The 20,146-nt window shown below is 57.6% G+C and carries 13 protein-coding genes; 8 read left to right on the top strand and 5 right to left on the bottom strand.

Features of this window, described 5'->3' with window-relative positions; translation table 11 throughout:
• Position 1: 1 nt before the first annotated feature.
• Entirely contained in the window at positions 2-3,325 is a 3,324-nt protein-coding gene (locus FPY71_RS15425; RefSeq protein WP_149301220.1) for a transglutaminase family protein, read from the bottom strand.
• Positions 3,326-3,444: 119 nt separating this feature from the next.
• Here FPY71_RS15425 and FPY71_RS15420 point away from each other — a divergent pair, with 119 nt between their 5' ends.
• The 5 genes from FPY71_RS15420 to pyc all read left to right on the top strand — a co-directional run bounded on the left by FPY71_RS15420 (position 3,445) and on the right by pyc (position 14,480).
• Positions 3,445-4,530, top strand: coding sequence for a zinc-binding metallopeptidase family protein (locus FPY71_RS15420; protein WP_149301219.1), 1,086 nt, complete (start codon positions 3,445-3,447; stop codon positions 4,528-4,530).
• A 10-nt stretch (positions 4,531-4,540) separates the two neighbouring features.
• Positions 4,541-6,406 carry a malto-oligosyltrehalose trehalohydrolase gene (treZ, locus tag FPY71_RS15415; RefSeq protein WP_149301218.1) on the top strand — a complete coding sequence of 622 codons (1,866 nt, stop codon included), beginning with the start codon at positions 4,541-4,543 and terminating at the stop codon, positions 6,404-6,406.
• A complete protein-coding gene (malQ, locus tag FPY71_RS15410) occupies positions 6,403-8,238 on the top strand; it encodes a 4-alpha-glucanotransferase (protein WP_149301217.1) in 1,836 nt (611 codons plus the stop codon). The genes treZ and malQ overlap by 4 nt, the downstream gene beginning before the upstream one ends.
• Positions 8,235-10,913 carry a malto-oligosyltrehalose synthase gene (treY, locus tag FPY71_RS15405; protein WP_149301216.1) on the top strand — a complete coding sequence of 893 codons (2,679 nt, stop codon included), beginning with the start codon at positions 8,235-8,237 and terminating at the stop codon, positions 10,911-10,913. Before malQ ends, treY begins: the two co-directional genes overlap by 4 nt.
• A 111-nt stretch (positions 10,914-11,024) precedes the next feature.
• Positions 11,025-14,480, top strand: coding sequence for a pyruvate carboxylase (gene pyc / locus FPY71_RS15400; protein WP_149301215.1), 3,456 nt, complete (start codon positions 11,025-11,027; stop codon positions 14,478-14,480).
• Between the two features lie 49 nt (positions 14,481-14,529).
• Here pyc and FPY71_RS15395 read toward each other — a convergent pair whose 3' ends face one another.
• Entirely contained in the window at positions 14,530-15,414 is an 885-nt protein-coding gene (locus FPY71_RS15395) for an MBL fold metallo-hydrolase (RefSeq protein ID WP_149301214.1), read from the bottom strand.
• A 14-nt stretch (positions 15,415-15,428) separates the two neighbouring features.
• The gene (locus tag FPY71_RS15390; protein ID WP_149301213.1) at positions 15,429-16,865 is read right to left on the bottom strand and encodes an aminotransferase class V-fold PLP-dependent enzyme; all 1,437 of its coding nucleotides are present in this window, start codon (positions 16,863-16,865) and stop codon (positions 15,429-15,431) included.
• Positions 16,866-16,974: 109 nt separating this feature from the next.
• Here FPY71_RS15390 and FPY71_RS15385 point away from each other — a divergent pair, with 109 nt between their 5' ends.
• On the top strand, positions 16,975-17,436 hold the full coding sequence (locus tag FPY71_RS15385; protein ID WP_149301212.1) for an Lrp/AsnC family transcriptional regulator: 462 nt from the start codon (positions 16,975-16,977) through the stop codon (positions 17,434-17,436).
• A 45-nt stretch (positions 17,437-17,481) separates the two neighbouring features.
• On the opposite strand, the gene FPY71_RS15380 is transcribed toward FPY71_RS15385, so the two are convergent.
• Together FPY71_RS15380 and FPY71_RS18535 are read right to left on the bottom strand one after the other, a co-directional pair.
• A complete protein-coding gene (locus FPY71_RS15380) occupies positions 17,482-17,640 on the bottom strand; it encodes a DUF3309 family protein (protein ID WP_149301211.1) in 159 nt (52 codons plus the stop codon).
• Positions 17,641-17,718: 78 nt separating this feature from the next.
• On the bottom strand, positions 17,719-17,877 hold the full coding sequence (locus FPY71_RS18535) for a DUF3309 family protein (RefSeq protein WP_188052376.1): 159 nt from the start codon (positions 17,875-17,877) through the stop codon (positions 17,719-17,721).
• A 177-nt stretch (positions 17,878-18,054) separates the two neighbouring features.
• Here FPY71_RS18535 and ispG point away from each other — a divergent pair, with 177 nt between their 5' ends.
• Both ispG and FPY71_RS15370 read left to right on the top strand, forming a co-directional pair.
• Positions 18,055-19,302, top strand: a complete 1,248-nt coding sequence (gene ispG, locus FPY71_RS15375) for a flavodoxin-dependent (E)-4-hydroxy-3-methylbut-2-enyl-diphosphate synthase (protein WP_149301358.1) — start codon at positions 18,055-18,057, stop codon at positions 19,300-19,302.
• Complete coding sequence (locus tag FPY71_RS15370; RefSeq protein WP_246160603.1) at positions 19,265-20,140, top strand: lytic transglycosylase domain-containing protein; 876 nt, start codon at positions 19,265-19,267, stop codon at positions 20,138-20,140. Before ispG ends, FPY71_RS15370 begins: the two co-directional genes overlap by 38 nt.
• The last annotated feature ends 6 nt before the right edge of the window (positions 20,141-20,146 follow it).

The raw sequence follows: 20,146 nt of genomic DNA, 5'->3' as shown, positions 1-20,146 counted from the left end.
CTCAACCGCCCAGCCAAGCTGGACGCCGCAAATCCAGCGTCAGCGGAAATTCCGGATCCGGCAGGTCGCGGCTTGGTGCAAAATGGCCCGGCGTATGGCCAATATTTTCGAAACGCGACAGCCGCCGCGCCTCAGCTTCATAGGCATTGACCGGAAAACTGTCGTAATTGCGCCCGCCCGGATGCGCGACATGATAGGTGCAGCCGCCAACCGAGCGACGGGACCACAGGTCATAAATGTCGAAACGCAGCGGCGCGTGTGCAGGAATGGTTGGATGCATGCCGCTGGCCGGTTGCCATGCCTTGAAGCGCACCCCCGCCACAGACTCGCCAGCAACCCGGGTCTGTGTCAGCGGCACCAGCCTGCCGTTGCATGCCACTGCATGGCGGGTCGCATCATGGCCGGAAAGTTTGACCTGCAGCCGCTCGACCGATGAATCGACGAACCTGACTGTGCCGCCAATCGCTCCGGTTTCGCCCATGACATGCCATGGCTCAAGCGCCTGCCGCAGTTCCAGCGCCACTCCGTCGGCCTCAACCCGGCCGCAGAATGGAAAGCGGAATTCTGCCTGTGCCTCAAACCACTCGGGCCTCAGCGGGTAACCTGCCTGTTGAAGGTCGCTCAGCACTGACAGGAAATCTTCCCAGACAAAAGCGGGCAGCATGAAGCGGTCATGCAATGTCGTGCCCCAGCGGGCAAATTTGCCTTCCTGCGGCTGTTTCCAGAACCAGGAGATCAAAGCGCGGATCAGCAATTGCTGTGCCAGCGACATTTGCGGGTCTGGCGGCATTTCAAAACCGCGAAACTCCACCAGCCCAAGCCGCCCGGTGGGGCCATCTGGCGAATAAAGCTTGTCGATGCAGATTTCCGCCCGATGGGTATTGCCCGTGACATCCACCAGCAGATTGCGGAACAGCCTGTCCACCAGCCATGGTGCCGGGGCGGGGCCAGTGCCCGGTTGTGGCACCTGGGACATGGCTATTTCCAGCTCATAAAGGCTGTCATGCCGCGCCTCATCCATGCGGGGGGCCTGGCTGGTCGGGCCGATGAACAGGCCGGAAAACAGGTATGAGAGAGAGGGGTGCCGCTGCCAGTAAAGGACCAGCGATTTTAAAAGGTCTGGCCGGCGGAGAAACGGGCTGTCATGCGGCGTTGCTCCGCCAACGACAACATGGTTGCCGCCGCCCGTTCCGGCATGTTTGCCATCAATCAGAAACTTGTCTGTTCCCAGCCGCGTCTGCCGTGCTTCTTCATAAACACCGGTGGTGATATCCACAGCCTCGCGCCAACTGGATGCCGGGTGAACATTGACCTCGATGACGCCGGGATCGGGTGCAACGCGAATAACGTTGATGCGTGGGTCAAAGGGGGGCGCATAACCTTCAATCCGCACCGGCAGGTCAAGCTTTTCGGATGCGTTTTCCACCGCTGCCAGCAAATCCAGATAGTCCTCCATGCTGCTGACGGGCGGCATGAAAACGCACAGAACCCCATCTCGTGGTTCGATGGACAAGGCGGTACGCACAACGCCGGACACTTCATCATCTGCAAAATCCGGCGCTGTCCAGACCTGCGGATTTTCGGCAGTGAACTGCTTTTGCCGTTGCGCCGGTGCTGCCGGTTCCGGCAGGTCCGCAAAATCCTGCATCGGATCCGCCGGGTGAACATAGGGAAACTGCCCGGCCGGGATGTGCGACAATGAGGTGAGAGGAAGGCGATAACCCACGGCACTGTCGCCGGGTGCGAGAAACAGCTTTTCACGCCGTGTCTGCCAACGCTCGGACATCCAGCGCCGTCCGCCGGCAATATCGGCCCCTTGCCAGGCCTGAACCGGAAGGACCATGCCCGATGGTTGCCCAAGCCCCTTGTCGAACACCCGCGCCATGCGGGCGCGCGCCTCCTTGTCGTCCAGCCGGGAGTCCTGCGGGCTGACATTTTCCGGCAGTCGCGCCTCCTGCACCAGCCAATAGGCCGGGTCTTCATATGCGGGTACCGCATTGCCGGGGTCCACTCCCAGTCCGGCGGCAATGGTTGTTATCAGCGCTTCAGCCTGCGCAATTTCAGGCTTTGCCTGGTCTTCCGTGCGGGCAATCAGAGCGGCATTGCGCCAGATCGGCCTGCCGTCCTTGCGCCAGTAGAGCGAATAGGTCCAGCGTGGCAATGTTTCACCGGGATACCACTTGCCCTGTCCGAAATGCAGGAAGCCCTGAGGGGCAAACCGCTTCTGCAGCTTCAATATCAGCTCTTCCGCCAGCGCCTGCTTCTGCGGACCGGTAGCCTCGGCATTCCATTCTGCTGACTGGAAATCGTCAATCGACACGAAGGTTGGCTCGCCGCCCATGGTCAGGCGCACATCCTGCGCCTTTAACTCCCGGTCAACCGCATCGCCCAGCCGGTCCAGTTCTTCCCAGCTTTCCTGTGAAAATGGCATGGATACGCGAGGGCGCTCAGCCACGCGCGAAACGCGCATGTCGAACTCGAATTCGACATTGGCAAAATCGACGCCGCCGCTGATCGGAGCGGCCGAACTGAAATGCGGCGTTGCCGCCAAAGGCACATGGCTTTCGCCTGTCAACAGACCCGATGTCGGGTCCAGCCCGATCCAGCCAGCGCCCGGTATGTAGACTTCTGCCCAGGCATGCAGGTCGGTGAAATCATGGTCTGTGCCAGCCGGGCCATCCAGAGCCACCTTGTCCGGCTTAAGCTGAATGAGATAGCCCGACACGAAGCGAGCCGCCAGGCCCAGATGTCGCATCAACTGCACCAGCAGCCAGGAAGAATCGCGGCATGAACCGGAACCAGCCTGCAAGGTTTCTTCCGGCGTCTGCACTCCCGGCTGCATTCGGATGAGGTAGTCGACCCGTTGTTCAATCCTGCGGTTGGTGTTCACCAGAAAATCGATAATCGGAACGGGCGCTCTGTCGGTCTCATCCACCAGCGCCTGGAACAATGGCCCCGCTGGTTCCGCCGCCAGATACGGGGCAAGCTCGTCCGCCAGCGTTGCATCGTAGGCAAAGGGCCATTTTTCCGCATAGGCTTCGGTGAAAAAATCAAACGGATTGTACACCGTCATATCGGCCAGAAGATCCACTTCCACCCGAAATTCTGTTGTTTTTTCCGGAAAAACCAGCCGGGCAACATAATTTCCAAACGGATCCTGCTGCCAGTTGATGAAATGGTTTTCCGGCAGAATCTTCAGACTGTAGGCGCTGACCCGTGTGCGTGAGTGCGGGGCCGGGCGCAGCTTGATGGTTTGGGGCCCAAGCGACACCGGCCTGTCGTATTTGTAATGCGTAACATGGTGGAGAGCGGCAAGAATGGACATAGGCGCGACAACCACCTTCAGATCGGAGAAAAATCTTCTGCAAACATAACTGAACAATTCAGCGTCACAAGCATTTGCAATGCAGCGAATACGGTTTTGCGGAATTGGAGTTCCGGTGAATGAAGCTTTTTTCCTGTCCATCCTGCAATCAGGTTGTGTATTTCCAGAACGTAGTCTGCGAGCGTTGCGGCCACGCACTGGGTTATGAACCGCAGTCAAACCGCATTCTGGCACTTGAGCCGGACGGCGAATATTTCGTATCAGTCGGGCGGTACACTGCTCCTGATCATTGGAAATATTGCGATAACTATCGCTATGGCGTGTGCAATTGGCTCATTCCTGCTCAAAGCCCGGAAATCCTTTCGCTTGCCTCAAAGTTCAACCGCATCGTGCCAAACCTTTCGGTGCCGGAAAATATGGCACCGTGGCAAAAGCTTGAATTTGCCAAACAGCGTCTGATCTACACGCTGTTGCGTTTGCGACTGCCGCTTTACGCCTGGTCCGATGGGCCGGAGGGGCTGGCTTTTGACTTTCTGCAGGATGACATGGTGGAGGATGAGCCTGTGATGACTGGCCATAACAGCGGCCTCATCACTATTGCGCTGGCCGAGGCTGATGATGCTGAGCGCGAGAGCCGCCGTGCGGCAATGGGTGAGCCCTATCGAACACTGCTGGGCCATTTCCGCCATGAAATCGGCCATTGGTACTGGGACAGGCTGGTGCGGGACAAGGACCTGTTGTCACAGTGCCGGGCGGTGTTTGGTGACGACACACTGGACTATGGCGAGGCGTTGCAGAACCACTATGCCAATGGGCCTGACATGGATTGGCAGGACCATTTTGTTTCATCCTATGCCGGTGCACACCCGTGGGAAGATTTTGCCGAAAGTTTCGCGCATTATCTTCACATCGTCGACACGCTGGAAACGGGCGGCGCGTGGGGAATGACGCTTTCACCTCATCTGGACCGGGAAAAGCTTTTAACCACGGAACTGAATTTCAACGTGTTCGCAGAAAGCACAACGATCGATCAGATTCTGGAAGCGTGGCTGGCGCTTTCTGCGGCGCTCAACACCTTCAATCGTTCAATGGGTTTGCAGGATCTCTATCCATTTGTGCTGTCGCCCGTTGTGATCGGCAAGCTGGGTTTTATCCATGACCTCGTCCACGGCCGTGTCGGTAACCAGAATCAAATCGCAAATTAGGCAGGATTTCATGCAAAACCGTTTCAGTTTTCCGACCAGTTGGGGACCGGAAGTCGTTGATGGCGGCGCGCAGTTCAGGCTTTGGGCGCCACATGCCGAACAGGTAGAACTGATGGCAGGCGAGATCGAAGACGCTCTGCGCCTGCCGATGACGCGTGATGATGCCGGCTGGTGGCGTCTGACGACCGATTCTGTGCCTTTGGGTGGAGCCTATGGCTTTTCCGTGAATGGCGGCAGAACAGTGCCGGACCCGGCATCTCGCCGTCAGATGTTTGACGTGCATGGCCGCTCCAGACTGGTTGACCCACATGCCTATGAATGGCGAAAAACGGACTGGCGCGGGCGTCCTTGGCATGAATGCGTGTTCTATGAAATGCATGTCGGCACCTTCACCCGGGAAGGCACATTTGATGCTGCGATAAGCCATCTCGATCATCTGCGGGATTGCGGCATAACCGCCATCGAGCTGATGCCGGTGGCAGAGTTTGGTGGACATCGTGGCTGGGGTTATGATGGCGTGCTGCTGTATTGTCCGCACGGCATTTATGGTGGTTATGATGGTTTGAAGCGGTTGGTGGATGCAGCGCATGAGCGCGGCCTTACGGTGTTTCTGGACGTCGTGTACAATCACTTTGGCCCCGACGGAAACTACATTCCCACTTATTTGCCGGACTTTTTCCACGAAGAAGTGCACACCCCATGGGGGCCGGCCATTGCCTATGATGAGCAGCCGGTGCGCAATTTCATGATCGATAATGCGCTATACTGGCTGGAGGAATTCAGGCTGGATGGCCTGCGGCTGGATGCCATCGATTCCATCATCGACGCCAGCGAACTGCCTTTGGTGGAGGAACTGGCAGCCCGGGTTCGCGCCACCATAACCGACCGGCATGTGCATCTGACATCCGAGGATGCCCGCAATATCACGCGCTTTATCGAGCGAAAGGGCCAGGCACCTATTCCTCTGGTCAGCGGCGAGTGGAACGATGATTTTCACCATGCTGCCCATGTGCTGACCACTTATGAGCAGGAGGGCTACTATCAGGACTATGATCCTGTGGGTGTTGAGCAACTGGCAAAAGCGCTGGCCAGCGGCTTTGTGTATCAAGGCGAGCATTCGCAGCATCGCGGACGCCTGGTCGGCGAAACTTCCGAACACCTGCCGCCGACAGCCTTTGTCAATTTTTTGCAGAACCATGACCAGATCGGCAATCGGGCTTTCGGTGAAAGATTGCGCGATCTTGCATCGGCTCGCGCCTATGATTGCCTGCAAGCCATTTTGCTGCTTTCGCCGCAAATTCCTTTGATGTTTCAAGGTGATGAATTTGGCGAGTGCAATCCGTTCTGCTACTTCACCAATCTGGATGGTGAACTGGGTGCTGCAGTTTCACGCGGTCGCAAGGCCGAATTCAAATATTTCAAAGCCTTTGAGGACCCTCGGGCTCAGGATGTTTTTCCCGACCCCAATTCCGAAACAACATTTCTGGCTTCGCGGCTTGACTGGTCGTTGCTGGACCGTGCTGTCAATCGCCGACGCATGCAGGTTACGCAGGAACTTCTGGCAGCGCGGCGCGAATTTCTGTTTGACCTGCTTGCCGAAGCGCCAGGAAACTGCGGTGCCGCACTGGTTCAGGGCAGATCCTTTGTTGTTTCCTGGCAATTGAGCAAGGACGTCTTCTACCATTGCTTTGCCAATCTTTCAGACGATGACTGGGAAATCGGACAAGAGTTTCAGGCGCATCTGGTTGCCGATTCCACCCCGGTCTATGGCAGCCATCGCGAAACGATTGACAATCTACAACTGGGCCTTGTGCAGGGCTACAGTGTTGCTTTCATACTCAGCAAGCATGATTTGACCGAGGGGCTGCCGGAATGAACTCTGATCTTGAGGCACTTGCAGTCAGCCACGGCATTCAAACGCGCTATCGTTCGGAAACGGGGGAAGAGCGGGTGCTGGGCGAAATGGCCATGCGATCTTTGCTCAAGGCCATGGGGGTGAACGGGGATGCGCCGGAATGGGGTGAAAGTTCACGCCTTCGCCAGGTGCCAGAGGTGAGCTGCATTGCCCCGGAAGCGAAAAGATACTGGGGCATTTCCTGCCAGATTTACGCGCTGCGATCTGCCCGCAGCATTGGCGTCGGAGACTTCGAGGATCTTGCCAGGCTGGCTGAGATTGCTGCGCACGCGGGTGCGGGGTTTCTGGGTGTCAGCCCATTGCACGCCTTGTTTTTTGCCAATCCCGGCCATTACAGCCCGTATTCACCCTCTACCCGCCGCTTTTTGAACCCGATGTATATTGCCATCGATCAATTGCCCGGTTGGGAAGAGGCACTGCGCAAGCTTCGCGCGGACGACCCGGCCGCGCTGGACGATCTGGACAGTGAATTGATCGATTACACCAGAACCGGGCGCGCGAAACTGCAAGTTCTGCAGACAATCTTTGATCAGACAAATCCGCAAGGCCCGGCATATGACGCCTTCTATGATGCAGGCGGCGACGCGCTGGCCGATTTTGCACTTTTTGAGGCAATTTCGGCCTACTCCGTCGCCGCTGGTGGTTCCGCAGGGTGGCACGGCTGGCCCGAGCCGTTGCAACACTCGCGCAGCGCGGTGGTTGCAACCTTTGCTCAGGACCACGCAAACGCGGTGCAGTTTCACTGCTGGCTGCAATTTGTGGCTGATGCGCAATTGAAGGCGGCACAGCAGCGGGCTTTGGCGGCAGGCATGCCAATCGGCCTTTATCTCGACATTGCCGTAGGCGTATCACCCGATGGGGCAGAAACATGGGCTGACCCGGAGGTGACTGTGCCGACCGCTCGCGTCGGCTCCCCACCCGATATGTTCAACACTTTGGGACAGGACTGGGGTCTTGCTCCGCTGTCGCCCGAAGCGCTGGCAGCTCGGCAATTTCAGCCGCTTGAACAGATGTGCAATGCATTGATGCGCCATGCTGGTGCGGTTCGCATAGATCACGTCATGGGCCTTTCACGGTTGTGGTGGGTGGCGGAGGGCTATTTCGCTGCCGATGGTGGCTATGTGCGCTACCCGCTGGGAGACATGGTGGATGCTGTTGCCCGCGCATCGCAGACGCATGGCTGCATGGTGATTGGCGAAGACCTTGGCACCGTGCCTGACGGGTTTCGTGAGGTCATGGCGGATGTGAACATCCTGTCCTATCGTGTTTTGTATTTTGAAAAGCGCATGTGGGAAGGGTTTTTCCCGCCGGACCATTACCCGACTGCCTCGCTGGCCTGCATTTCCACTCATGATCTGGCAACACTGGCTGGCTGGTGGCAGGGCCGGGACGTTGAGCTTCGGTTTGACACCGGCCGTCAGGATGAAGAGGCCACAAAGCGTGACTGGGCCGAGCGGGACAATGACCGCCGCGCTTTGCTGCACGCCCTGCGGGTTGAGGGCTTGCTGCCGGAAGCACTGCACGCCCCTTTGAATGATGGCAGCGGCCTGCCGGAGCAACTGCCGCCGGATCTGGCAATTGCTGTGCATCGCTTTATGGCACGCACGGCGTCCTGCCTTGTGGCCGTACAACTGGACGATCTGGTTCTGGAGCAGCGGCAAGCCAATCTGCCCGGCACCACAGATGCCTATCCAAACTGGCGCATTCGCAACCGCGTGCCGGTGGACGAGTTAGAGAGAAATCCGGAATTCACCGCGATAGCCGCTGCAATGCGTGAGGAACGACCCCTGTGACCAGAGCTTTGAGCGCCACCTATCGATTGCAGTTCCGTGAAGGGTTCGGCTTTGATGAGGCAGTAGCAATCGTGCCTTACCTCAAGGCACTTGGCGTCAGTCATGTCTATGCCTCGCCGCTGTTTGCGGCCACGCCAGGCTCCACTCATGGTTATGATGTGGTGGATTACAACCGCTTTGATCCGGAGCTGGGCGGTGATGACGGGTTTCTGCGCTTCAGCGATGCGCTGATTGAGGCGGGGCTTGGGCTGATTCTGGATTTTGTGCCCAATCACATGGGCGTATCCGCTGCCAATGCCTGGTGGGAGGATGTTCTGCGCTGGGGAGCAGACAGCCGCCACGCCGAAGCATTCGATATTTCTGCCAATGCACAGAAGATCCTCATTCCAGTTCTGGCACAGCCTTATGGCGATGCTTTGGAGGCCGGTGATCTGAGCATCGTTCTGGATGACGAGCGGCAAGACATCCGGTTTTCTGCCTCGGATTACACGCTGCCTCTAGACCCGCGAACTCTGCCGGATATTTTCGGCTTGATGCAACACGCAGACAAGGACCAGATGGTGCGGCTGTATGCGGGCGCTACGCCGGCAGACGTCGCCGACCTGGCCGAACAACTCGCCGATTTTATGCGTGATCCCCAGTTTGTCGATGCGCTGCATCAGGCGATCGCTGCCTTGAATGCGGATAAGGCTGCCCTTCACAATCTGCATGAGGCGCAGAACTGGCGGCTGGCGTGGTGGCGGCTGGCTCGCGAAAAGCTTTCGTACCGCCGGTTTTTCGAGATTGCCGATCTGATTGGTGTTCGACAGGAGATACGCCGGGTTTTCCGCGATAGCCACCGGCTGGTGTTTTCACTGGCCCGCAGCGGCCGCCTGGATGGTTTGCGCATTGACCATGTGGATGGCGTGGCCGACCCAAAAGCCTATCTGGCAGAACTGCGTCAGGGACTTGTTGCAGCGGGAGCCCCCAAAGCAACGCTTCACGTTGAAAAAATCCTGACCGGGCCAGAGCGTTTGCGCAAAGACTGGCAGGTGGAAGGGACAACGGGTTACGAATTCATAACCGCTCTGGCCGGTCTGTATGTCGATGGCAGCAAAGAAGCGGCAATGAGCGCTGCCTATGATGACTTTACCGGTGGTCCGGAAGATTTGCATGCGCTGATAGACAAGCAGAAGCGCTATATTTTCAGCCACAATCTGGCCGGAGAAATGGCCGTTCTAGGTGATGAGGCGTTGGCTGTTGCGCAGCGCGGCTTGTCCACCCGCGATTTCGGGGCCGACACGCTGTCACGCGCCATATTGGAAATGGCAACTGCCCTGCCGGTCTATCGCACCTATTCCGGTATTGCCGGGGTGCCGGATGAGGACCGCAGGCTGATTGACGCAGCGGTGACGCAGGTTCAGGCCGCGCGAAAAATAGAAGCGGACGAGCCGGTGGCCTTCATCGGCCGGTTGCTGAAACTGGATTTTGAGGACGGCAAGGATGTTGCCGGAGCGCTGAATTTCACCCGGCGGTTCCAGCAGACCACGGGCGCCATTATGGCCAAGGCGGTGGAAGACACAGTGTTTTACCGCTGGAACCGGCTTCTGGCCTTGAATGAGGTTGGTGGTGAGCCGGGACATTACGGCGGAGGAGCACAAGCCTTCCATGAGGACATGCGAATCCGGCTTGAAGATCAGCCGCTTGGCCTGATGGCACTTTCCACCCATGATACCAAACGCGGCGAAGACGCCAGGGCGCGCCTGTACGCATTGAGCGAGGCACCGGAAAAATGGGCCGGCATCGTTGAAGAATGCGCACGCGACCTAAGGGGTGACAACCGTTCTGGCCACAGTTTTCCTGACGGCGCGATGGAATGGGCCTTCTATCAGTCGTTGTTGGGAGTGCTGCCGGCGGATTTTGACCCCGCCAGCCGGGAAGAGCGGGCGCAAATTCTGTCCCGGATAGGCGTGTTTCTGGAAAAGGCGGCGAGGGAGGCAAAGGAATTTACCAGTTGGACAGCGCCTGACGCCGAATATGAGCAGGCGCTGCAGGATTTTGCCGGGCGGGCGCTGAACGATGCGACATTCATGGGTCGGTTCTGGCAAAAGGCACAGCCTTTCGTTGCCGCCGGGGCACTGACCAGCCTGTCGCAGAGCCTCATCCGCATGACGGCGCCCGGCGTTCCGGATATTTACCAGGGCACCGAATTTTTCGACAACAGCCTGGTGGATCCGGACAATCGACGTCAGGTGGACTATGCGCATCGTATGGCAGCCGCGAGTGACTCCGTGCCGGATGATTGGCGCAGCGGTGCCGTTAAAGCATGGTTGCTTCGACGCATGATGGCCGCGCGTGCCGCCACGCCGGAACTCTTCACCTACGGGAGCTATAGGCCTTTGGAGGTGACCGGTGAAAATGCGGAGAATTTTGTTGCCTTTGCCCGCCACGACAATCAGGGCCGTTTTGCCATCACTATTGCCCCGCGCCTGACCTATGATCTGCTCGGTGGACATGAAGAACCGTGGCTGCAGAAGACCTGCAAAACCTTCGTAAAACTGCCGGAAATGATGCGCCGCAAAAAAATTTATGACGCTCTGGTGACGGGGGGCGGGCTTAGTGAAGCAGGGGCGGAAGTGCCTGCATTTACAGGGAAAATTCCGATGCGTCTGTTGCTTTGCGATGATGCAAACTGAACGTTCGTTTTTTCAGTTCGCACTTGCAAAATGGGCTAAAGCGGTTCCAATCTGCGCACAGCACAACTTGCTCCAGCATCACAAGAATGCGCAAGGGAGGGATAAAACCGCATGCCCATAACAAAGATTCTTGTTGCCAACCGCTCTGAAATTGCCATCCGGGTCTTTCGCGCCGCCAACGAGCTGGGTTTGAAAACCGTGGCCATCTGGGCGGAGGAAGATAAGTATGCTTTGCACCGCTTCAAGGCGGACGAATCCTACCAGATTGGTCGGGGGCCGCACCTCTCTCGTGATATGGGGCCAATTGAAAGCTATCTTTCAATTGATGAAGTTGTTCGCGTGGCGCTGCTGTCGGGCGCGGATGCCATTCACCCCGGCTACGGGCTGTTGTCTGAAAGTCCGGAATTTGCTGACGCCTGCGCCGCGGCGGGGCTGATTTTTATCGGCCCCAAGCCGGATACGATGCGCCGCCTTGGCAATAAGGTGGCCGCGCGAAACCTGGCTATTGAAGTTGGCGTGCCCGTTATCCCCGCAACCGAACCGCTGAGCGAAGACATGGAGGCGGTGAAAGAGCTTGCCGCCTCGATTGGCTATCCGCTGATGCTGAAAGCTTCCTGGGGTGGCGGCGGACGCGGCATGCGGGTGATCCGCGATGAATCACAGCTTGCCCGCGAGGTTACTGAAGGAAAGCGCGAAGCTCGCGCCGCTTTTGGCAAGGACGAGGTCTATCTTGAAAAACTGATAGAACGCGCCCGCCACGTGGAAGTACAGGTGCTGGGCGATACGCATGGCACCGTGGTGGACCTGTATGAACGCGACTGCTCGATCCAACGGCGCAACCAGAAAGTGGTAGAGCGCGCGCCAGCGCCTTATTTGTCGGACGCTCAGCGCCGGGAACTTGCATTATATGCCCGCAAGATTGCGGAGGCGACCGATTATATCGGCGCCGGCACGGTCGAGTTCCTGATGGATGTCGATAGCGGTTCGTTCTATTTCATTGAAGTGAACCCGCGCATTCAGGTGGAGCACACAGTAACCGAAGAGGTTACGGGCATTGATATTGTCAAAGCGCAGATTCACATCCTGAACGGCCATGCCATCGGCACACCGGAATCCGGGGTGCCGCGGCAGGAGGATATTCGCCTCAACGGCCATGCCCTTCAGTGCCGGATCACGACTGAAGACCCGGAACAGAGCTTCATACCGGACTATGGCCGCATAACTGCATATCGTGGTGCAACCGGCTTTGGCATAAGGCTGGATGGTGGCACCGCCTATTCCGGTGCGGTGATCACAAGATTTTACGATCCACTTCTGGAGAAAGTCACCGCGTGGGCGCCTTCTCCTGAAGAGGCGATTGCCCGCATGGATCGTGCCTTGCGCGAATTCCGCATTCGCGGCGTGGCAACCAATCTGACCTTTCTGGAAGCAATTATCAGCCATCCGCAATTCAGGGATTGCAGCTACACAACCCGGTTCATTGACAACACACCCGAGCTGTTTGCGCAGGTGCGCCGCCGCGACCGCGCCACAAAACTGTTGACCTATCTGGCCGATGTCACAGTGAATGGCCATCCGGAAACCCGCAATCGCGTGAAGCCCTCGCCGGATTTCCGCACCCCGCAAGCGCCACTTTTCCGCAATGAAATTGTGCCCGGAACCCGCCAGAAGCTGGACGAACTGGGCGCACGCGGTTTTGCCGACTGGATGCTGGCACAAAAGCAGGTGCTGGTAACCGACACCACAATGCGTGACGGCCACCAGTCTTTGCTGGCAACGCGCATGCGCACTTATGACATTGCCGCCGCAGCAGATGCCTATGCCCGCGGCTTGCCGCAGCTTTTCAGCCTGGAATGCTGGGGCGGGGCAACCTTTGACGTTTCCATGCGCTTCCTGACCGAGGACCCGTGGGAGAGGCTGGCCCAGGTGCGCGCCGGAGCGCCCAACATTCTGCTGCAAATGTTGCTGCGCGGCTCCAACGGGGTGGGTTACACCAACTATCCCGACAATGTTGTCAAATATTTCGTTGCGCAGGCCGCGCGTGGCGGCATTGACCTGTTCCGCGTTTTCGACTGCCTGAACTGGGTTGAAAACATGCGCGTTTCGCTGGATGCCGTGCTGGAGTCCGGCAAATTGTGCGAGGGCGCAATCTGCTACACATCGGACATTTTCAACTCCAGCCGCCCAACATATGATCTGAAATACTATGTCAAACTGGCCAAGGAACTCGAGGCCGCCGGAGTGCATATTCTCGGCGTCAAGGACATGGCCGGATTGCTGAAGCCTGCTGCCGCCAGAGCCCTGTTCAAGGCGCTGAAAGAAGAGGTGGGCCTGCCGGTGCATTTCCACACCCACGACACATCCGGCATAGGAGCGGCAACGGTGCTGGCTGCGGTGGAAAGCGGTGTGGATGCAATTGATGCTGCCATGGATGCAATTTCGGGCAATACTTCGCAGCCCTGCCTTGGTTCTATCGTGGAATCGCTGGCCGGAACGGAGCGAGATCCCGGTCTTTCCTCTGATGCCATCCGCCGCATTTCATTTTACTGGGAGGCTGTGCGCAACCAGTACGCGGCTTTTGAAAGCGATCTGAAAGGCCCTGCATCCGAGGTTTATTTGCATGAAATGCCCGGTGGCCAGTTCACCAACCTGAAAGAGCAGGCCCGATCCCTTGGGCTGGATACGCGCTGGCACCAGGTGGCCCAGACCTATGCCGATGTGAACCGTATGTTTGGCGATATCGTCAAAGTAACCCCTTCATCGAAAGTGGTTGGCGATATGGCGCTGATGATGGTGAGTCAGGAACTGACCGTGGCCGATGTGGAAGATCCGGCGCGCGAAATAGCCTTCCCGGATTCGGTTGTGCAGATGCTGCGTGGCGACCTTGGCCAGCCGCCCTCTGGCTGGCCAGCGGCCCTGCAGAAAAAAGCGCTGAAAGGCGGCGAGCCGATTACCGTGCGCCCGGGAGAATTGATACCGCCTGCCGACCTTGAGGCCGAGCGCAAGGCAATTGAGGAAAAGCTTGGTACGGCAATCGATGACCAGTCCTTCGCGTCCTATCTGATGTATCCCAAGGTGTTCACGGATTTTATGCTGGCTGCCGACCGCTATGGTCCGGTTTCCGGCCTGCCAACGCTGAACTATTTTTACGGGGTAGAACAGGAAGACGAAGTTCTGGTGGATCTGGAGCGCGGCAAGACCCTTGTCATTCGCTGTCTTGGAATTAGCGAAACCGACGACAAGGGAATGCGCACCGTGTTTTTTGAACTGAACGGTCAGCCGCGGCGTATCAAGGTTCCAGATCGCTCCCGAGCTGATATGGCTGTTTTGCGCGCCAAAGCTGAAGGAGACAATCCCAACCATGTCGGTGCGCCAATGCCGGGTGTGGTTTCCACGCTTGCGGTGTCGGTCGGGCAGACGGTCAAAGCCGGAGACGTTCTGCTTTCCATTGAAGCAATGAAAATGGAAACCGCCTTGCACGCAGAGCGTGACGGCGTGGTGCAAAGCGTCAATGTGCGGGCCGGTGACCAGATTGATGCCAAAGATCTTCTGGTGGTTTTTGCCTGAACGGGTCTGACGCTTTCAGCGTAAAGCGGTGTTCAGTCGATGATGCGCTTTAAAGCTTGTTCAGCGGCACCTTGATGAATCGGGTGCCGCTGTCATCCGGTTCTGGCAGATCACCGGCACGGATATTGACCTGAATGGATGGAATGATCAGCCGTGGCATGGCCAGCGTGGCGTCCCGCTCTGTCCGAAAGCGGATGAAGTCTTCGCGACTGCGGCCACCGCCCACGTGGATATTATGCGCCAACTCATCAGCCACAGTGGTTTCCCACTGAATTTCACGGCCATTGGGTCCGTAATCATGGCACATGAACAGGCGCATCTGCGGCGGCAAGGTCAGCAGCTTCTGAATGGAATCAAATAGAATTCCGGCATCGCCGCCTGGAAAATCCGCCCTTGCCGAACCGCTGTCCGGCATAAACAAAGTGTCACCGACAAAGGCCGCATTGCCAATAACATGCGTCATGCAGGCTGGAGTGTGCCCCGGAGTGTGCATTGTAAAAACGCTCATGCCGCCGATTGTGTAGCTGTCACCATCGGTGAACAGCCGGTCGAACTGACTGCCATCACGCTGAAACTCGGTGCCTTCGTTGAAAATCTTGCCAAATGTTTCCTGAACAACAGTGATCTGCTCACCAATGCCCAGCTTGCCGCCCAGCCGTTCCTGAAGATAGGGCGCGGCAGACAGATGGTCCGCATGAGCGTGGGTTTCAATCAACCACTCAACCTGCAAACGGGCTTTTTCCACAAAGGCAATGATCTTGTCTGCCTGCAAGGTCGAGGTGCGGCCGGCCGCATAGTCAATATCCAGAACGGAATCGATGACCGCGCAGGCCGAGGATGCCGGATCCTTGACCACGTAGGAGATCGTATTGGTTTCACCGTCGAAAAACGCTGTAACCTCTGGTTGGCAAGCAAGGTCAACAATATGGGACATGGAGCCAGGCTTTCTTACGCGGCTGGACGGAAACGGGCATGAGCCGCATCAGCTTCATAAAGTGGTGTCAGGCGCGAACAGTTATTGGCCAGACTGACAACGGCGGAAAGAATGATGTCCACTTCTTCATCTGTGTGCATGTAGCTCAGGTTCAAGCGCACCCAACCCGGCTTTTCAATTTCATGCTGAAGGTTCAGCCGCTGCATCAGGCTGGCTGATGCGGTTTCGTCAATCTGCAGCAAACGATGCGCATAAGGACCCGCACAGGCGCAGCCACCGCGGGCCTGAACACCGTAATGGTCACTCAGCATCCGGGTGAATAGCTGGTGGTGGACCGGGTTGCCCGCATCATCGGTAACCTGAAATGAGAATATGGGCAAGGCGTGGGCGTGCGGGCTTTGGCCGAGCAGTCGAATTTGCGGTTGGTCTGCCCACGCAGCCAGAGCACGATTGCGCAATTCCGCTTCGCGCCTGGCTATGGCGTCCAGCCCCACGGCATCCTTGACCAGCAGTGCCAGGGCGGCGCGAATATCCCCAACAACGTTGGGTGTGCCTGCTTCCTCCCGCGTTTCGACATTCTGGCTGTATTCGTGATGCCATGGCGACACGAAAGACACCGTGCCGCCACCGGGCAAAGTGGGTGTCTGTCGGCGCACAACCGTGTCGCGCAAAATCAGCACGCCGGATGCGCCTGGCCCGCCAGGGAATTTGTGTGGGGAAAAGACAATCGCATCCGGACCGTCGGCAGCGCTGCCCATGGCCATCGGCAGATAGGGCGCGCCTGCTGCGTAGTCCCAGATGCAGATGCCACCATAGGCCCTCATCAACTGTGTTACGGGCACAGGATTGGTGATGATGCCCGTGACGTTGGATGCGGCGGAGAAACTGCCGACAACCAGTGCCGACCCGGCTGCCTCACTCAGTGCTGTCTCCAGCGCCTCCAATTGCGGGCCGCCTTCTGCCGATTCCGGCAATTCAACAATCTGCGCGCCGCTTTCACGCCATGGCAGAATATTGGAATGGTGCTCATACGGGCCGATGAGAACCACAACTTTTTTGCCAGCCTGCACCAGCGCTGTAATACCGAGCAGCCCGACCAGCCGGTTGATGCCGCTTGTCGCACCCGATCCGGTGAAGACAACGTGGCAATCCGGCCCCGCCTGCGTGATTTCGGCGATGACGCCACGCGCTTCTTCCCGCATGCGGGTCATGACGCCGCCACAGAACGATGCCTGCGTGTGGCTGTTGGCATAGTAGGGCAGAACCTCGTTCATCACGAACTCTTCCACCTGCCGCAAAGCGCGTCCGGACGCCACATAGTCCGCATAGAGCAGCTTCTGAACTCCGAAAGGCGTTGCGAACTCCAGGCCATTGCCAATCAGCCCAGCTCGCAGGCTGCCAATTGTGTCTGGTTTGGCTAAAGAGTTGCGGAATTCATAAAGCTTGCTCATGGGCGCACCGGCGTTTGAATGGTCCTGACCGGAGTTTGCGCGAAATTATTCGAAATTTTCTCTCAAAATTACGGTTGCAAAGCTGAATTTTTGTGATTTTGATAGACAAATGAAGAAAGAAATCGATCGAATTGACGCCCATATACTGCGTGAACTGCAGCGTAACGCCAGTCAGTCACAACGCGATCTGGCGGATAAAGTGGGACTCTCGCAAAATGCGGCGTGGCGGCGTGTGCATCAATTGCAGGAACGCGGCATCATCAAAGGCCAGAGCGTGCGGGTTGACCGCGCAGAGCTGGGCTATGGACTGGTGGTTTTTGCCATGGTGCGCACACGCCGGCATTCAGCCGAGTGGCTCAAACTGTTCCGCGCCCATGTGACATCGATTCCTGATGTCATCGATTTTTACCGGATTGGCGGCGACTATGACTATCTTTTGAAAATCGTCACGAGAGACATGGCAAGCTATGACCGGGTGTACCAACTGCTGATTGAAAAGTTGGAACTGGAAGCTGTGACATCTTATTTTGCAATGGAAGCCATTGCAGAAAACCGGCCAATTCCGGTTTAGTAAAGTATGAGGGCCTGCCGCAGCACATGCGGCAGGCCCTGTTCTTTATATTCTGCCAAGTAGCAGGAGGATAACCACTACGACCAGAAGAAAGCCTAGAATTCCGCTTGGGCCGTAGCCCCAATTTGCGGAATAACCCCAACCTGGGAAGGCACCGATCAACAGAAGAATAAGAATGATAAGAAGAATTGTGCCGAGCGACATGTACGCGTCTCCAATGGAACATTGAGCGTACAACCCACGACAAAGTGGAAAGTTCCCGAAAAATGGCGGGATTGTGTTTTAAATAATCTGGGTGACCCACAACAAAACCGTGATGGTCAGTGCAACACCGCCCAGAATGGCTGGTCTGGCACCCAGATGTCGGCTCCACGGCCAGATAGGCCAGAGGCCGACAAACACAGTAAGGGCAATGAGATTGATGACGGCGCCGAGCGGCATGGCGAGCTCCATGATTTTGGCCGCTTTAAGCAATTGGCTGGCAGCCAATCAAGCCCTAAAGCATAGATGTGGCAAAAGGCGTTCCCACTTTTGCCCGCAATGCATTATATGTGGCGCTGATGCGGGTTATGCGCCCGCCAGGTTTGCTCCCGGGCAGGATTGTTACGAATGACGATCATGGAAGACATTATTGCCGATCCGCTTCCACGCCGCGCCACCGTTGGCGTTAATGTAGGCGGTGTGGTTGTTGGTGGCGGTGCGCCAGTTGTTGTGCAGTCCATGACGAACACCGACACGGCGGATGTTGATGCAACCGTTGCACAGGTGGCGCAACTGGCCAAGGCGGGCTCGGAAATCGTGCGCATAACCGTGGACCGGCCGGAATCGGCTGCCGCAGTGCCGCGCATTCGAGAGCGACTGGAATTGTTGGGAATTGATGTGCCGCTTGTCGGCGATTTCCACTATATCGGTCACAAATTGCTGGCAGATTTTCCAGATTGCGCCGCTGCCCTGGCAAAATACCGCATCAATCCTGGCAATGTCGGCTTTAAAGACAAGAAAGACCGGCAATTCATCGACATCGTTGAAATGGCGATACGCCATGACAAGCCCGTTCGCATTGGCGTGAACTGGGGTTCTCTGGATCAGGAGCTGCTGACCCGGTTGATGGATGCCAACAACGCGTTGGCATCGCCCAGGCCCGCTCGCTCCGTCATGCGAGAGGCGATTATTCAATCGGCCCTGCATTCTGCCGCTCTGGCGGAGGAAACCGGCCTTGGGCGCGAGCGGATCATTCTATCCGCCAAGGTTTCCAATGTGCAGGATCTGATAGCCGTTTACCGTGACCTTTCCCGCCGCACGGACCATGCCATTCATCTTGGCCTGACAGAGGCAGGCATGGGCTCAAAAGGCATTGTTGCTTCCGCTGCTGCCATGGGCATTCTTTTGCAAGAGGGTATTGGCGACACAATTCGTGTTTCGCTGACGCCGGAGCCTGGCGGCGATCGCACGCGTGAAGTGCAGGTGGCACAGGAAATTCTTCAGACCATGGGGTTCCGGCAGTTCATCCCCATTGTTGCGGCGTGCCCCGGTTGCGGACGCACAACCTCTACTTTGTTTCAGGAGCTTGCTGAAACCATTCAGTCCGATATCCGCACCAATATGCCGGTCTGGCGCGAGCGTTACCCAGGTGTTGAAGCGCTGTCGGTTGCGGTCATGGGGTGCATCGTCAACGGGCCGGGCGAATCCAAACATGCCGACATTGGCATTTCACTGCCGGGAACTGCCGAGGTACCATCTGCACCGGTCTATATTGAGGGACAGAAAGTCGCGACATTGCGGGGAGCGCATATTGCGCAGGAATTCCAAACCATGGTGGCAGACTATATTGAACGCCGGTTTGGCCATTCGGCCGCGGCAGAATAAGCTGCGCGGACAGTGGCTGCTGGCAGCTTTTGCCCTGTGCATCGGCTTGGCCATGCCAGCCAAGCCGGCACTGGCGGATAGCGGCCCGATTTGTGATCTGATTGCTGAAAATGCCGCGCTGACCGACATGCCCCCGGATTTTTTTGCGCGCCTGATCTGGAAAGAAAGCCGCTTCGACAGCCAGGCGGTATCGCCTGTGGGCGCGCGGGGTATTGCCCAGTTTATGCCCTACACCGCCGCGGAGCGCGGGCTGGAAGATCCGTTTGATCCGGTGGAGGCTATTCGCCATTCGGCTTTGTATTTGCAGGATTTGCGGCGTGAACTTGGCTCCTGGGGCCTTGCGGCCGCTGCTTATAATGGCGGCATAAACCGGGTCAAACGCTGGATGGTAAGCGGCGGCCGACTGCCTTACGAAACCGAAGACTACGTTCTGTCGATAACCGCGCACCCGGCAAGCTGGTTTCGGCAGGAGCAACGTGAAGCCGAAGTTCGCCCACTGGATGCGGGTTTGAGCTTTGATGAAGCCTGCCGCAATCTTCCAGTCATGGCAACGAGGGCAATTTTCGCGCTTGCGGAAAGCGCTCCCATGCAGCCATGGGGTGCGCAGGTCGCGGGCCATGTGAATGAGGCCGTTGCCGTGCGGATGTATCGCCGCCTGCAGGATGTGCACCCTGCCATATTGGGCGGTGTAGAGCCGATTGTGATGCGGGCGCGGCCGGCATCCGGCCCAAGGCGCATTGTGGCGGTGCGCATTGGCGCGCAGACGCGAGGCGAGGCTGATGCCTTCTGCCGCCGGTTTCGCGCTGATGGCGGGGCCTGTGTGGTCTTAAGAAACTGATCCGGC

Origin of the sequence: Aureimonas fodinaquatilis (assembly GCF_008369445.1) — a bacterium.
In the GTDB taxonomy this organism is placed as follows: Bacteria; Pseudomonadota; Alphaproteobacteria; order Rhizobiales; family Rhizobiaceae; genus Aureimonas; species Aureimonas fodinaquatilis.
The sequence above is the reverse complement of the archived record's forward strand: the minus strand, read 5'-3'. Positions and strand labels throughout refer to the sequence as shown.

What these genes read in the sequence shown, in the direction of transcription:
- malQ (WP_149301217.1), top strand. Translation starts at nt 6,403, where the DNA reads ATGAACTCTGATCTTGAGGCACTTGCAGTCAGCCACGGCATTCAAACG.
- treZ (WP_149301218.1), top strand. Translation starts at nt 4,541, where the DNA reads ATGCAAAACCGTTTCAGTTTTCCGACCAGTTGGGGACCGGAAGTCGTT.
- FPY71_RS15380 (WP_149301211.1), bottom strand. Translation starts at nt 17,640, where the DNA reads ATGTCGCTCGGCACAATTCTTCTTATCATTCTTATTCTTCTGTTGATC.
- FPY71_RS15390 (WP_149301213.1), bottom strand. Translation starts at nt 16,865, where the DNA reads ATGAGCAAGCTTTATGAATTCCGCAACTCTTTAGCCAAACCAGACACA.
- pyc (WP_149301215.1), top strand. Translation starts at nt 11,025, where the DNA reads ATGCCCATAACAAAGATTCTTGTTGCCAACCGCTCTGAAATTGCCATC.
- FPY71_RS15420 (WP_149301219.1), top strand. Translation starts at nt 3,445, where the DNA reads ATGAAGCTTTTTTCCTGTCCATCCTGCAATCAGGTTGTGTATTTCCAG.
- FPY71_RS15395 (WP_149301214.1), bottom strand. Translation starts at nt 15,414, where the DNA reads ATGTCCCATATTGTTGACCTTGCTTGCCAACCAGAGGTTACAGCGTTT.
- FPY71_RS18535 (WP_188052376.1), bottom strand. Translation starts at nt 17,877, where the DNA reads ATGCCGCTCGGCGCCGTCATCAATCTCATTGCCCTTACTGTGTTTGTC.
- FPY71_RS15385 (WP_149301212.1), top strand. Translation starts at nt 16,975, where the DNA reads ATGAAGAAAGAAATCGATCGAATTGACGCCCATATACTGCGTGAACTG.
- FPY71_RS15425 (WP_149301220.1), bottom strand. Translation starts at nt 3,325, where the DNA reads ATGTCCATTCTTGCCGCTCTCCACCATGTTACGCATTACAAATACGAC.
- ispG (WP_149301358.1), top strand. Translation starts at nt 18,055, where the DNA reads ATGGAAGACATTATTGCCGATCCGCTTCCACGCCGCGCCACCGTTGGC.